The sequence below is a fragment of the Sphingobium sp. genome, assembly GCF_032153725.1.
Lineage (GTDB): Bacteria > Pseudomonadota > Alphaproteobacteria > Sphingomonadales > Sphingomonadaceae > Sphingobium.
The window spans coordinates 1-14,017 of the sequence record NZ_JALDYQ010000026.1; the positions used below are offsets into that span (position 1 = coordinate 1).

At 61.6% G+C, this 14,017-nt stretch carries 11 protein-coding genes; 3 read left to right on the forward strand and 8 right to left on the reverse strand.

The genetic code is table 11. The features are described from left to right. Nucleotides 1-113: 113 nt before the first annotated feature. Genes RUH75_RS10430 through RUH75_RS10440 form a run of 3 tightly spaced genes read right to left on the reverse strand, consistent with a single transcriptional unit; the run spans nucleotide 114 to nucleotide 4,563 of the window. A complete protein-coding gene (locus tag RUH75_RS10430) occupies nucleotides 114-1,835 on the reverse strand; it encodes an FAD-binding oxidoreductase (protein ID WP_313805528.1) in 1,722 nt (573 codons plus the stop codon). Between the two features lie 3 nt (nucleotides 1,836-1,838). Continuing rightward, entirely contained in the window at nucleotides 1,839-3,149 is a 1,311-nt protein-coding gene (locus tag RUH75_RS10435) for a (Fe-S)-binding protein (protein WP_313805530.1), read from the reverse strand. A 16-nt stretch (nucleotides 3,150-3,165) separates the two neighbouring features. Next, nucleotides 3,166-4,563 carry an FAD-binding oxidoreductase gene (locus RUH75_RS10440; protein ID WP_313805532.1) on the reverse strand — a complete coding sequence of 466 codons (1,398 nt, stop codon included), beginning with the start codon at nucleotides 4,561-4,563 and terminating at the stop codon, nucleotides 3,166-3,168. Nucleotides 4,564-4,956: 393 nt separating this feature from the next. Here RUH75_RS10440 and RUH75_RS10445 point away from each other — a divergent pair, with 393 nt between their 5' ends. Next, nucleotides 4,957-5,907: a helix-turn-helix domain-containing protein gene (locus RUH75_RS10445; RefSeq protein ID WP_313805534.1), complete on the forward strand. Its 951-nt coding sequence runs from the start codon at nucleotides 4,957-4,959 to the stop codon at nucleotides 5,905-5,907. 7 nt (nucleotides 5,908-5,914) lie between these two features. On the opposite strand, the gene RUH75_RS10450 is transcribed toward RUH75_RS10445, so the two are convergent. From RUH75_RS10450 to RUH75_RS10465, 4 genes are all read right to left on the reverse strand, one after another. Beyond that, nucleotides 5,915-6,385 (reverse strand): cupin domain-containing protein, encoded by a 471-nt coding sequence (locus tag RUH75_RS10450; RefSeq protein WP_313805536.1) that lies wholly within the window; start codon nucleotides 6,383-6,385, stop codon nucleotides 5,915-5,917. 115 nt (nucleotides 6,386-6,500) lie between these two features. Continuing rightward, nucleotides 6,501-7,625, reverse strand: coding sequence for an alcohol dehydrogenase catalytic domain-containing protein (locus RUH75_RS10455; protein WP_313805538.1), 1,125 nt, complete (start codon nucleotides 7,623-7,625; stop codon nucleotides 6,501-6,503). Nucleotides 7,626-7,804: 179 nt separating this feature from the next. Further along, a complete protein-coding gene (locus RUH75_RS10460; RefSeq protein ID WP_313805540.1) occupies nucleotides 7,805-10,153 on the reverse strand; it encodes a TonB-dependent receptor in 2,349 nt (782 codons plus the stop codon). Nucleotides 10,154-10,305: 152 nt separating this feature from the next. Beyond that, nucleotides 10,306-11,208 carry a LysR substrate-binding domain-containing protein gene (locus RUH75_RS10465; RefSeq protein WP_313805542.1) on the reverse strand — a complete coding sequence of 301 codons (903 nt, stop codon included), beginning with the start codon at nucleotides 11,206-11,208 and terminating at the stop codon, nucleotides 10,306-10,308. A gap of 97 nt (nucleotides 11,209-11,305) precedes the next feature. On the opposite strand from RUH75_RS10465, the gene RUH75_RS10470 reads away from it, so the two are divergent. Both RUH75_RS10470 and RUH75_RS10475 read left to right on the forward strand, forming a co-directional pair. Continuing rightward, nucleotides 11,306-12,490: an acyl-CoA dehydrogenase gene (locus RUH75_RS10470; RefSeq protein ID WP_313805544.1), complete on the forward strand. Its 1,185-nt coding sequence runs from the start codon at nucleotides 11,306-11,308 to the stop codon at nucleotides 12,488-12,490. Next, nucleotides 12,490-13,608: a CaiB/BaiF CoA-transferase family protein gene (locus RUH75_RS10475; RefSeq protein WP_313805546.1), complete on the forward strand. Its 1,119-nt coding sequence runs from the start codon at nucleotides 12,490-12,492 to the stop codon at nucleotides 13,606-13,608. Before RUH75_RS10470 ends, RUH75_RS10475 begins: the two co-directional genes overlap by 1 nt. Here the strand turns inward: RUH75_RS10475 and RUH75_RS10480 are convergent, their stop codons facing one another. Continuing rightward, nucleotides 13,609-13,980 carry a nuclear transport factor 2 family protein gene (locus RUH75_RS10480; RefSeq protein ID WP_313805548.1) on the reverse strand — a complete coding sequence of 124 codons (372 nt, stop codon included), beginning with the start codon at nucleotides 13,978-13,980 and terminating at the stop codon, nucleotides 13,609-13,611. Between the last annotated feature and the right edge of the window lie 37 nt (nucleotides 13,981-14,017).

Sequence of the window (14,017 nt, forward strand, 5' to 3'; positions counted from 1 at the left end):
CCAGCAAGAAGAGGCGTGAGGAACCAAATTGCCTATCAGACTATGCATCGCTCAGCATGCCTCCGCGCTGATCATCTTACCCTCTCTTCTCTATCTTCCACGCCATCGGCAGTTCAGCTGTGGCCGCGCCATTTTCGGCGCTTCTTCAACATGACCCCCACCCCCACAACAGCGAGGAATTGCGTAACCTGCCGGAACACCGGCCTGAACGGGCGGAAAAACAGGATGCGCCGCAGGAAGGGCCAGTATTTCGCCACCCAGGGCTCATCGCGCGCAATATAGAAAGCGCCTTCATTCACGGTCTTCGGGTCGAAGCGGAACTTGATCCTGCGCATCCAGTCGGACGCACCATTATTTGCGGGGCCATAAAAATCGGCCAGCGGACCAATCGCACCGAAACCGTCAAAGCCAAGATCGCTGCGGGAATCGATCATATTCCCCTGGTCGAGCGCGACGCGGATCGCGGCCCCGCGCGACTTGACGGAGTTGACGTCGTAGGAGAAGGCATTTTCCGCCCACATCTGCCGCCGCTCATTCGGCCAGGTCCAGAATTCCTCCCGCTCGCCCTGCGCCAGCCCGCCGCCCGGACGGATATCGTCCTTCAATATCCGCTCGCCCGCTTCCATCGTCTTGGGCAGCTGGGAAAAGGGCACGAACCCGCCGAAGCTCGACGCCATGGAGGATGACGGCCGCAACACGCGCGGTACGGTCATGGACGTGACCAGCAGATGCGCGATCAGTTCTTCATGCACAGGATCGAGCGCGGCCTCACGGCCGCCCGTCTGTTCCAATATGCTCTTCACCACCCGCGCCTTGTAAGCGGCCTCGGCCTCCGACGTCGCGGCGGTGAGCATCGTCCAGCTATGCCGGTGCGCATCGCTGTCCTTCACGATATCAGGCGCATTGTCGCCCGCGATCAGTTCATGAAATTCATTGTTGGTGGCGGTGAGCAACGCCCCGAACGTGTTGGGAGGAAGCCGCAGGAGGATATAGGCGACACCCGATTTGTTGAAGTCATAGGACGCCTTGGCAACATCTTCCCAATTGTCCCAGACCATGTGATGAAGCCGGAAATGTTCCGGCAGCCTGAGGCCGATCTGCGGATGCGTGCCGGTCCGCTGCAAGGTCTTCGGCCCCGGCCAGGGATAGAGCTTGTAGCCGATTCGGGTGAAAACGCCGAGTTCGCCGATAGTACCCACAAACCCCCGGATCATGCCGCGAAAGCCCGGCCCCGGCCCTTCGTCGCTGAACCAGCCGCAACCCGAAGCCGCCGATCCGATCCGGACGATCTCGCCCTCCGGCGTTACCCATTCCAGGCTCAGCAGGTTGCGGGCATTGTTGCCCGTGGTGGTGCCGGTGATGCCGATGCCGATGAAGGCGGCGGCCGATGCCAGCGGGGAATGGGTCAGCCCCGCGCCGACGATATGGCAGTTGAGCCCCTTCTTCATGGCTTCGGCCTGAAGCTGCCCGGCCGTGACATAGGGCTGGATCACGGCCATCTGATTGCGTTCGTCGATCAGTTCGATCCCGTTCATCCGCCGCAGATCGACCGAGATGGTGTTGGGCGAGGCGACCGATGCGAAGGAACCCCAGCCCGTGCTGTGCGACTTGAACTTGATGCCATGCCTCAGGCACGCGCGGACGATCGCCTGCACTTCTTCCGTGCTGCCGGGCAGGACGATCCCGGCTGGCGGAATGTCGGCCAGCCGGTTGGGCTTGGGTAGCCCGCCCAGGCCGGCATTCCAGCCATAGCTGTAGAGGGTGCTGGCATCGTCGGAGACATTGCCCTTGCCGACAATCTGCTCGAATTCCCTGAAGGCTTCGCGCTTCAGCATGACTTATTCTCCCGCCTCTTGCGCGGCGGCCGGCGTCATGGCCGTTTCCGCCAACAAGCCAAGCAGGCTCTTCACTTCCAGCGCGGAGCCGCAGCGCTGCGCGGCATCGCGTAAATGCCCGACACAGCCGGAACAGCTTGTCACAAGGACCGATGCGCCGGTGGCTTCCGCTTCGGTCAGCCGGTCGCGCGCGGTCTGCTGGGCAAAGTCCGGATAGGCTTCCTTCGCCCCTCCCCCAGCACCGCAACAGTAGGAAATCTCATGGGTCCGCTCCATCTCGGCAAGCGAAACGCCCTCGATCGTCCGGATCAGGCGGCGCGGCGCATCATAATTGCCCTGCGTGCCGAACAGGACATTGCGGGCCGGCTCCGCGACATTGACGACATTGAGAACCTGGGTCCATGTCCCCGACCAGGGCTTATAAGGTTCACTCAGCCGCCCAAGCTTGCAGGGATCATGATAGGTGACGACGGCATCCCCCTTCGCGCGCATCTCGATGCGCCCTTCCCGCAGCAGTTCCGTCAGATATTCGGAAATGTGCAGGATACGCACATCGCCCAGCGAAACGCCGAGACGCGGATAGATGTTGCGGAACGCCGCATAGGAATCCGCGCAGAAGGTGACGAGCGTGTCCACCTTCGTCCGTGCGATCAGTTCGGCATTCGCTCTGGCCAATTGCAACGCCTCGTCCTGAAAGCCGATATCATAGGCCAGACCGCCGCTATTGGGTTCGGCATTGCCGGCAATGCCGAAATCCACGCCCGCCCGCCGCAGCAGTTCGATGCCGAAGCGCAGGTCAGGCCACTGGCTTTCATCATAAGCCGCCGCGCAGCCGATGTGGAGGAACAGGTCGGCCCTTTCGGCGACGATGTCCTTGAGGCCAAGGCCGACGGCAAAGGCATCCCGATCTCCCCTGGGCTTGCCATGGGGATTTCCCTCGCGCCGGAGGTTTTCGATGATATTCTGATGCGCGGGCAACGCATGACCCGCCTCGACAATCTGTCCGCGCAAAGCATAAAGCGTGTCCAGCGGCTCGACATTGTCCCCGAAATTGGTCTTGCAGGCGGTGTCGCACGCACCGCACATCGTGCAGGCATAGACGCTCCTCAACATCTCCTCGCTATATTGGACACGCCCTTCGGCCAGGGCATAGGCGGTCACGCCCTTCCCACCCGCGCTGAAGCTGTGGAAATTCCCATATTGGATGCTGGGGCAGATCGGCGCGAACTGCTGGCTTTTGGGTGCCGGAACCCATTTGCATTGCGAGCATCGGGGACATTTCGCAATATAGGGCTTCCGTTCTTCTAGCGACATTCCAAAACTCCGCAAATTATGGGAAGCAGAGCCTGCCCGGGCTCAATATTCCTTTCGGATCCATCAATTCCTTGACCGCAGCCAGATACGGCCTGATCGTCGGATCCTTCTCAAAGGCAATGTTCGTCCATGGATCATAGGGACGGCTGAAAAAGGCGCCGGCATCGGCAAGGCGACTGGCGACATGGCCGATCAACCGGTCGATCCGTTCGTCTCCGGGCTTCACCCGCGGATCGAAGGGGATGACCACTTCGAAATGGGCGCTGACGCCCTGAATCCGCGGTTGAAGATAGACTCCGAAGGACGGCGCGATGTCCCGATGATCCGCCAATATTGCGTCCAGCACGTCGAGAAAGACTGGCGCCCGGTCCATCTGCGTCAGGAAGAACAGGCTCCGGCACAGGCCGCCCGGCCGATCCTTGTAATGAAGGGCGGGCAAATCGCTCTGCTGGTTTGCGATGTCCGCCGCCGCATAGCCCGCTATCGCCTCGCCGATCGAAAGGCCGAGCGCGGCGGCATCCGCCTCAATATCCGCCACCAGATAGGCCATGCGCTCATCCGGAAAATAGTCCGGACAGGTGAGGTTCGCATAGAGAATCCAGCGCGGCAGCCCGTCCGAAAGCGCCGCGCGGCTCTTGGCGTCGCGTCCGCCGATCATCCCCAATTGAGCGGCATTGACGATGAACAGCTGACCGCCCAATCGCCGCCAGAGGATTTTATAGGCCAGATCGATCAGCGGACCGACATCGTCCGAACCCGCGAAGAATGCCCGTTCCCGCGCCGGAATAGGTTCGCAAAAGACCGATGCCCAGGCAGCGATCGCCAATGTTCCCTGCGATCCCTGCACCACCCGCAGGAAATCCGTCGAGGCAGGGCCAAGCGCCATCATCGGACGGGCGCCCTTGTGCAATTGCTCCTCCAGCGTGCCACGGACGGCGGCAGTGCCGGTCCGGAACGTCTCGCCATTGCCGAACACGAGTTGCGTTCCGCCCAGCGGATCCTCCGAATCCCAATGATCGTGCGGGCTTGTGATCGGCTCCCGATCGAGATAGCTGGCAAGGACCGATTTGCCGCGGCGGGGCAGGAGCGGCTTGAACGATCGCAAGCCATGAGGCGCCAGCGCCGCGTCCAATGCGGGGAACGTCACCCCCGGCTCGATGATCGCGACACTGTCCTGGGCATCGACTTGGATGATCCGCTGCATTCCGCTCATGTCGGCGATGACCGCGCCCTGCGACCAGGCCCCCATGCCGTGCCGCCCGCCGGAAGAACTCACCGGCACGATGGGACATCGGGTGTCGTTCGCCCAGGCGACAAGCGCATGCAGCTGATCGAGCGTCATGGGGCGAACCGCGGAGAACGGCGAACCATCGGCTGAAAGGCCCTTGGGCAAAGTAGCGAGAATGTCCTGCATGTCTGTCCGGATTGCGTTCATGATTGGAGCGACCGATAGGGTCCGGCGTGGAAGCGATGTCTGGCAGGCGATGCGGGATAGGCACATGCAATCAACCAGCGCACCCGCCCGGTTCGGACCGGAAGCGTCGCCAGCCGCATCGAATCGAGCCTTTTTCGGGACGATATTTCTTTCAGTGCATCCTCCCATTCCGCAGGCCCATGCCGTCGCTTGGCTCTTTCGTTTCCGGCCTGGAGGAACTAATATCGGCGCGCTGTTGACTGCCAGTGCGAAGAATGTTGAATGAGAGTGCCCTCTTGCGACAGCCCTCTAGAAAACGAAAAGAAGCGTACGCAATAGAGAGCGCCAAAGGGCCGCGGCGCCGCGAGCCGCCGGGATTAGGAGAGCGTGGGGATGATTACGGACATTTTCTCTACTGACAGCCTTGCCACGCGATCGGGCCTGGCCCGCAAGTGGGAGGACGCCAATCGCCGCCTGGTCGGGCTGGAGCTGACGACCAAGCCCCATGGAAGCCAGTTCCACGCGAGCACCCACATCTATTCTTCACGCCGGCTTCGTTTCTCGTCGCTGCGCGTTTCTTCGCATGTCACCACGCTGGGTGCCATTCGCGATCCGGGGATCGATCCCTACCACATGATCGCCTGCATCAAGGAAGGGGATGTGATCGTCGGCCAGGATGGGCGGGAAGCCCATCTGGAGACGGGCGATTTCGTGATCGTCGATACATCGCGTCCGTTTCAGATCGACACGCCCAGCATGTTCGTGCATTCGGTCAACGTCCTCTCCTCAAGGCTGCGGGAAATCTTCCCCCAGGTCGATGGTTTGACGGCGGTCGCCATTTCGGGGCAGACGGCGCCCGCGGCGGTGCTGCGGGGCGTTCTGGAGAACATGTTCGAACATGCCACGCGGATATCCGACGATGCATCGGACTATATCGCTGACGCCGTTTATTTTTCGGCCGCCAGTACGCTTTGTACGCTGCCCGCCGCCCGGGACATGCTGCCCGACAAGATCGAGAGCATGCACCGGCACCGTATCCGCAGCCATGTGCGCGCCAATCTTCGCAACAGGGATCTCAACCCTGAAATGATAGCGCGCACGCTCGACCTTCCGGTCCGCTATCTTCACAAGCTGTTTGAAGATGAACCCGTGACGCTGATGAAATGGGTCTGGGCCGAACGGATCGCACGGTGCCTCGCGGACCTGTCCAAGCCGGAGTTGCGCAACCGCACGATCGGCGAAATCGCCTATTCCTGGGGCTTTAGCGACCCCGCGCATTTCAGCCGTCTCTTCAAAAGGCAGATCGGAATATCGCCCAGCGCCATCAGAAGAGACTGCAACTGACAGCGTCTTACTTCACGCCGTCTTTCGCTCCAATCAGGACAAATGCGACGGTTGCGGCACGATCTCCCCTGTTTCGCCACGCATGGCGCGCCCCATACTGGACGAAGGTGTCGAACTGCCTGAGGTGGACCGTTTCCTCGTCGTCAAGCTCCAGCCAGATTTCCCCATCCAGCACCACGCCATAATCGATGGTCGGGGTACGGTGCATGCCGGGACACTCCGGCTCCATCCGATCGGCGATGCCCGGAGCCGCGCGCAATTGCTCCTCCATCGCCTTCACCGGATCGAAGCCGGGCGCGGCCATGACCTTGTCGGGGGGAATGGTCAGCACGAGGAACCGGCTTTCACCCGGCCCGGGACAGAGCGAAGCGAGATCGGCGGCGGCGGCGTCCCCGCCGTCATAGCCAAGCTCCACCTCCGCCGAGGTCGCCCACAAAGGGGTCAGGACAAAACCCGGCGTATGGATCATTTTCGTCACGGTCGGCGACGCGCCATCCAACATGACGCCGGATTTGCCAGCTACATCCCTTGCAGTCACAACGCGGCGGATATCCAAGACCAATCCCTTTCCCTTACCCGTTCAAGAAAGCCCGTCAGCCTTCGTGCGGCCTGATCACGAAATTGGAAAAACCGCCTTCGCGGACGGCTATGCCCGAAATCGCTTCATTCACATCCTTTAGCGCATAGGCATGCGTCTTGAAAACCGACATGTCCAGCAGACCGTTGCGGGCAAGCCCCGCCATCATCTCCGCCTCGTCCGTCGTGAACCAGCCGGAACCATAGAGGCTCATGCCGTTGTCCATCATCCAGTGGAGATCGATCGGTACGCCGCCGACGATGGCGCCGATATTCACCGCCGACCCACCCCGCCGCAACGAATGGAAAGCCTGGTTGAAGGTTTCATGCGCCGCGCCGGGTCCCAACGCATCGACAAAGCCATCGACCCCGGCGCCGTTCGTGCGTTCCATCACCCAATCCCTGACCGACCCATCAAGGATCGAGAATGTCTCTATCCTGTCCGGCGCGAGCGCCTTGACCCGTTCGAGCAGCACAGGGTCGCGCCCGGTGCCAAGAATCCTGTCGACGCCCATGGCAAGGCCCAGCAATGCCCCGCCAATGCCCAGGGTGCCGCTGATGCCATTGATCAGGATCGTATCGCCCGGTCCTGCCTTGAGCTTACGCAGAGCCGCAAACATCGTTCCCAGATAGCCAAAGCGGGCAGCCTGATCGAAAGTCACATTGTCCGGTATGCCGACCATGGCGGTGGCAGGCGCGATCATATATTGGCCCAACCCCCCATAGGGATAATCCCGCAGCGTCTGCACCGCCTCTGGACGACAGCCGAGATAGCCCTGCAACGCATAATCCTGGCAGGAGATGGTATCGCCGCGCCGGCAGCGCGCGCAACTGCCGCAGGAGCGGCCGGGATTGGCGTAAACCCGCTGGCCCACGGAAAGATTGTGAACCTGGCTTCCCACCTGCGCGATTTCTCCGACCGGATCGAGGCCGAAAATAGCCGGAAGCGGAGGACGCGGCAGGTTGGGAAGCAATTCCATCACATGCCTGAGCACATTGCCCAGATTGGGTACGATCCCGCACGCCTTGACCTTGACGAGCACATCGAGCGGGCCCGGCACGGGCACCGGGATTTCCTCGATCACCAGATCGTCCCCCGGCGCATGCATCCGCGCAACGGTCATCATGTCAGGAAGATTCATCTATTTCCTCTTGAAGCAACTGGTTCAGCATCAAGGGTCGCCGCATATTGAGCGGCCCTGTTCTGCGATTTCATGTCAACGATCATAAATGGTCAAATTCCCTGGAACGCGCTACCTTAAATTTGATGCGGATCGCGCGCTCCAGTTCTTTGCTATGGCATCATATTCTACGTAATGTTCTAGAACTTCGCACTCAATGTAGCCCCATAAGTCACCGGCATGCCGGCGGTTCTGAGGACATAGTCATTCAACTTGTAGATGCTGGTTTCATAGAATTTGTTGGTTATGTTCCTGCCCCAGAGCTGGAAGCGCCACCGACCGTCCGCAGCGGCGATGCCGGCCCGCAGGCCCAACAGTGCATAGGGCCGGGTGCGGAAAACCCCATTCGTGCTGAAGTCCGCCCGCCCGGCCGACCGATAGAGCACATCGCTGCCCAACGACGCTGTGAGGCCCGAAGACAGGGCGAATTCATATTCGACATTGGCATTGCCCTGCCAGGGCGGCGTGTTGGGGAAGGAATATCCCTTGGCGTCGATGAACGGCATGGGCGAGGTCGGGCCGTAACCGTCAGGAACCATGAACGATCCGGTCACCTGCGTATCGATATAGGTGATGCCTCCGGCAACCGTGAAGCCCCTTAACGGACGGATGGTCAGTTCCAGTTCGCCGCCCTGGACACGCGCCTTGGGCACGTTCACCAGCGTTGGCAGGGGACCGAATGGATCGAAGACCTTCGTGCCCAACAGCTGCTTGTCCCTGTAGTCGCTGTAGAACACTGCAGCCGCGAAATCGACCTTGCGATTGAGGAGCGCGGCCTTGACGCCCGCCTCGTAGGACGTGACCTGTTCCTGCGTCACCGGGGCGAACTGCCCGGCGAAGACGGCTGGTACAGGCGAATAGCCGCCCGCCTTGTAGCCGCGCGTCACACTGGCATAGACCAGCGTGTCCGGCAGCGGTTTCCAGTTGAGGCCAAGGCGCCAGGACACATTGTCCTCGTCAAGCTTGTCGGTCACGGCCGATTGTCGCTGGAGCGTGGCGTCCAGCGTGACGCATCCCCCCGGCGGCGCCGGATCATAGGGCAAGCCGGCCAATGTCGGTATCAGCGCGATCGCATTGGCCAGATTGCCGTCCCCCCCGTCCAACAGGCACCCAGTGAAATTGCGGTTCTGCTTCGTGTAGCGAATCCCGGCCTGAGCGGTGAGGGTCGAGGTCAGCGGCACGTCGGCGTTGGCGAAAACCGCATAGGTCTTCACCTTCTGGTCCGCCGTCTCGCTGAACTGGTTCCAGACAAAGGGGCCGATCTGGTTGTTGCTGGATTCGAAATTGATGCCGAACACGTCATCGGTGTGGTCATCCTGGTAATTGCCGCCGACCACGAACCGCAAGCCATCCAGGTCGATGGCTGCGCGCAATTCCTGATAGACAGAGTCGATCCTGCCCAGCTGATCGCTACGGAACAGCAGATATTGCGTCCCATCGAGATCGGCCGGCGTATCGCTCTTGAGATGGGCGTAGGATGTCAGGGACGTGAGCGTCACCTGATCATTCAGTTCCCAGTCCGCGCGCAGCGAGAACTGGTACTGCCTGGCATTGCGGCGATAATTCTGGTCCGGATTCCAATCGGCAAGGCGGGGATTTTCCCCGGCGGTCGGCCGATTGCCGATCAGCGCGAAGATATTGGGATCGGCAGGAAGATTGCCGGGCGCATAAGTCACGAATTGCCCGGCCTGCGATTCAGACCGGTCGATCCAGCCATTCGCATTCAGCTCGAAGCTGAGCCTTTCGGTGGGCGTCCAGTCGAGCAAGAGCCGCCCGGCAAGGAAATCACGCCGCCCCAGCCGGTCGCCCGGACGGGTTTCGCTGACCTGCCAGGCATCCCGATATTCGTGCTTCACGGCAAGGCGGGCACGTAGGTTATGGGAAAGCGGGCCACTCACATAGGCACTGGCATCGGTCTGATTGAAACGGCCATAACTGACCTCAAATCCCATATGGGGGTCGGCGGTCGGCTTGGCCGCGACGAAGTTGATGGCGCCGCCGGTCGTATTCTGCCCGAACAAAGTCCCTTGTGGCCCCTTCAGCACCTCAACGCGCTCAACGTCCAGCGACGCGGCCGGACTCATGATCAGGAAGGGCAGCGGAACCTGATCCACGGAAACCGACACCGCCGGTGAGGAGCCAACACCGAAATCGTCGAACCCGATGCCGCGGATCGTGTAGATCGGCACGCCGGTGCGGGCAGGCTTGAAGGTGAAGCCGGGAACCACCTTTTGCAGATCGTCGGCCGATGCGACGCCAAGCTTCGCGAGCTGATCGCCCGTGGCGGCCGAAATCGAGATCGGAACGTCCCTCAGCCGGTCGGAACGCTTTTGAGCGGTGACGACGATATCGGGAACTGCCCCTTCCGCGCCTGCGGAACCTGCATCACCCGCAGTCTGCGCCCCCGCAGTCTGCACGACCAATCCCGCTGCCGCGCATCCGAACAACAGCCCCTGTTTGAACGCCCCTCGACACTTCCGCGCCAACATCAATCCATCTCCCCATCTTATCTTCTTCAAGAAAATCCTGAGCCATGGACTACAGCCATATCCTTGACTGCGAGTGTGGAACTTCTTGATCGGGAGCGACCGACATTATTCCCATATGGTTCGTTCCGCGTGTTCCGGCGGGCGCAATTCCCTCAATGCCCCGGCAGTTCGGGTTCGCGGAACTCGGCCAGCAGCGCTTTTGCCAGAAGCGACGGCATCTCGCTCCTATAGGCCATGACCGTTTCCACCTGATCGGAATATCCCGCGATCTCCACCACCTTGACATCGCCAAGATGCAATCGCGTCATCGACCGCGGCGCGAGGACCACGCCATAACCGCCAGCGGCCATGCAGGCCGCGGTGATGAAGTCCTTCACCCGAAGCATGTCGATCGTGTGGAATGCGCCGGCGGCCGCCAGTCTTTCCTGGTTCTCGATCAATCCTGCCCCGTCCTCGAAACTGGGAACAAGAAAGCTTTCCTTCTTCAACGCAGCGGGCGCAACACTTTCCCGACACGCCAGCCGGTGTTTCGCGCCGACGAGCAACACGACATCCTCCGTGTAGACAGGATCGACCGAAATGCCTTCGGGATAGGAGGATCGGCGCCGGCCGAAACCGATGTCGAGACGACCGTCGGCAAGCGCGGTCAGCTGATCGGGCGTGGTCATCGTCTCCGCCCGGATTTCAAGATGGGGAAACCGGGACTGGATGATCCCCAGCGCCCTGGCCAGCAGCCCGCATATGGCCGCGGAGAATATATAGCCCAGGTTGATCGGACCCGCTTCGCCTTTGCCCGCAAGTCTTCCGATCCGCTCCGCGCGCTCCAGCTGGGCGATGGCCGCACGGCCTTCCTTGAGAAAGGTTTCGCCCGCCTGCGTGAGGCGCACCGCCGCCCGCTTCCCGCGCGTCAGCAATGGAGTGCCGAGCCGGTCCTCCAGGCGCTTGATCTGCATGCTCAGCGCCGATTGGGCGATCCCCAGGCGATCCGCCGTGCGGGCGAAATGCAGCTCCTCCGCCAGCGCGATGAAGCTGCGCAATGAGCGATCATCAATCATTATAATCGTCCAGAGTGAATAAAGATGCCTGATTATTCGATTGAACATATCACGGCAAGTCCGGCATGCTGGCGGCAAATCAAAGGACAAGGATAGCATGAGCAAGACAGCCGCACTCGACTGGGCAGACCCCTTCCTGCTTGAAGACCTTCTCAGCGACGAGGAGCGCCTGATCCGCGATTCCGCCCGATCGTTCGCGCAACAGCATCTCCAGCCGCGCGTGATCGCAGCCTATGACGAGGAAGTCACCGATCCGGCCATTTTTCGCGAAATGGGCGAAGCGGGCCTGCTCGGCGCGACCCTGCCCGCCGAATATGGCGGTTCCGACGCATCCTATGTGGCCTATGGCCTGATCGCCCGTGAAGTCGAGCGGGTCGATTCGGGCTACCGATCGATGATGTCTGTCCAGTCCAGCCTCGTCATGTATCCGATCTTCGCCTATGGGTCGGAGGAGCAGAAACGGCGTTATCTGCCCGGCCTGGCCGCCGGATCGCTGATCGGCTGCTTCGGCCTGACCGAACCGGACGCGGGTTCCGATCCCGGCGGCATGCGGACAAGGGCGGTCAAGACCGCCAGCGGTTATCGCCTGAACGGCAACAAGACCTGGATATCCAACGCGCCGATCGCGGACGTGTTCGTCATTTGGGCGAAATCCGACGCGCATGACGGCGCGATCCGGGGGTTCGTGGTCGATCGCGGCACGCCCGGCCTTTCCGCACCCAAGATCGAAGGCAAGCTCAGCCTTCGCGCATCGATCACCGGGATGATCGACCTGGATGACGTGGAAGTGGGCGAAGATGCGCTCCTGCCAAATGTCGAAGGACTGAAGGGACCGTTCGGTTGCCTCAATCGCGCGCGCTATGGCATCAGTTGGGGCGCCCTGGGCGCTGCGGAATTCTGCTATCACGCCGCGCGCCAATATGGTCTTGACCGGAAGCAGTTCGGCCGCCCGCTGGCGGCGACGCAGCTCTATCAGAAGAAGCTCGCGGACATGATGACCGATATCACGCTGGGACTTCACGCATCGCTGCGCGTCGGTCGCCTGATGGATGAAGGACGTTTCGCGCCCGAGATGGTTTCGCTGGTCAAGCGCAATAATGTCGGCAAAGCGCTCGACATCGCCCGGACTGCTCGGGACATGCATGGCGGCAACGGCATCTCGGGCGAATATCAGGTCATGCGCCACATGGTGAACCTGGAGACGGTGAACACTTACGAAGGCGCGCATGACGTCCATGCCCTGATCCTGGGGCGCGCCATCACCGGAATCGCGGCCTTCTGATGACCATGCCGCCACTGACCGGATTGAAGGTCGTTGAATTCGCCAGGATTCTCGCCGGGCCGTGGGCTGGGCAGGTCCTGGCCGATCTGGGCGCGGACGTGATCAAGGTCGAGAGTCCTGACGGCGATGACACGCGCGGCTGGGGGCCGCCCTTCATCGATCGGCCGGACGGCAGCCGGGACGCGGCCTATTTCCATGCCGCCAATCGCGGCAAGCGCGGCATCACCCTCGACTTCTCCACGGTGGAGGGACAAAGGCGCGCACGTGAACTGGTCGCCGATGCCGATGTGGTGATCGAGAATTTCAAGGTCGGCGGCCTCGCGAAATATGGCCTGGACTTCGGGAGCCTGTCGGCGCTCAATCCGCGGCTGGTCTATTGCTCGATCACGGGGTTCGGGCAGGATGGTCCTTATGCCACCCGCCCGGGTTATGATTTCATCATACAGGGCATGGGCGGCATCATGGACCTGACGGGTGAGCCGGGCGGCGCCCCGCAGAAGATCGGCGTCGCCTATGCCGACATACTGACCGGGCTCTATGCCGTCATCGGCATCCAGGCGGCGCTCGCCGAGCGGGAACGCAGCGGCCTGGGCCAACATGTGGACATGGCGCTTCTCGACGTGATGGTGGGAACCCTGGCGAACCAGGCGATGAACTATCTGGCGTCCAGCGTCCCGCCAAGGCGGCTGGGCAATTCGCACCCCAATATCGCGCCCTATGAAGCGTTTCCGACGCAGGACAGCTGGTTCATCCTGGCTGTCGGCAACGACCGCCAGTTCGAACGGTTTTGCGAAGTCGTCGGCATCGATCCCGATCCGGACTTTGCCACCAACGCCGGTCGACTTGCGCGGCGGACAGAACTGAGCGCGACCGTCGCCGGCGCGACGCGGAAGTGGCTGCGATCCGACCTGCTCGATGCGCTGGAACGGGCCGGCGTGCCCGCCGGTCCGATCAATGATCTTGCACAGGCCTTTGCCGACCCGCAGATCGTGCATCGCGGCATGCGTCTCCGCATGAAAGGCGAAGAAGGCGAGGAGATTCCGGGCGTGCGCATCCCGATCCGCTTCTCGCGGTCGGATATCGCCGAAGCCCAGCCCTCTCCCCGCCTTCCCCGCTAATCAGCCGAGCGCCTTGACCGCCGACCAGGCGAAGAGGCGAGGATCGCCATCGCGATAAATGGCCGTATAGTCGAGCCTGTTCACCAACAGGCCCGCCTTGCGCATCACTTCGACGTCGACCTGTCCGAAAACCGCTGTGAAGCCGGGCTGCGACGACACCGTTCGCTCGAGAAGCGTTACGGCCTGATAGACGCGTTCCCCGCTGCTGATCTTGCGGATGAACTCCTGCTTGTCCTCCACCATTCCGTTCGCATGGGTGTAGTGCAGTTCGTCCGCGAGAACGCTATCAAGCTCGGCAAGGTCGCTCGCCGCCATTGCCCTGAAGCGGCGATCCTCCAAGGCCAGCGCCTGTGCCGCATGATCCTGTGACATCGATCAGTTCCTCCAAAAAAGATGGGACGGCCTGGCC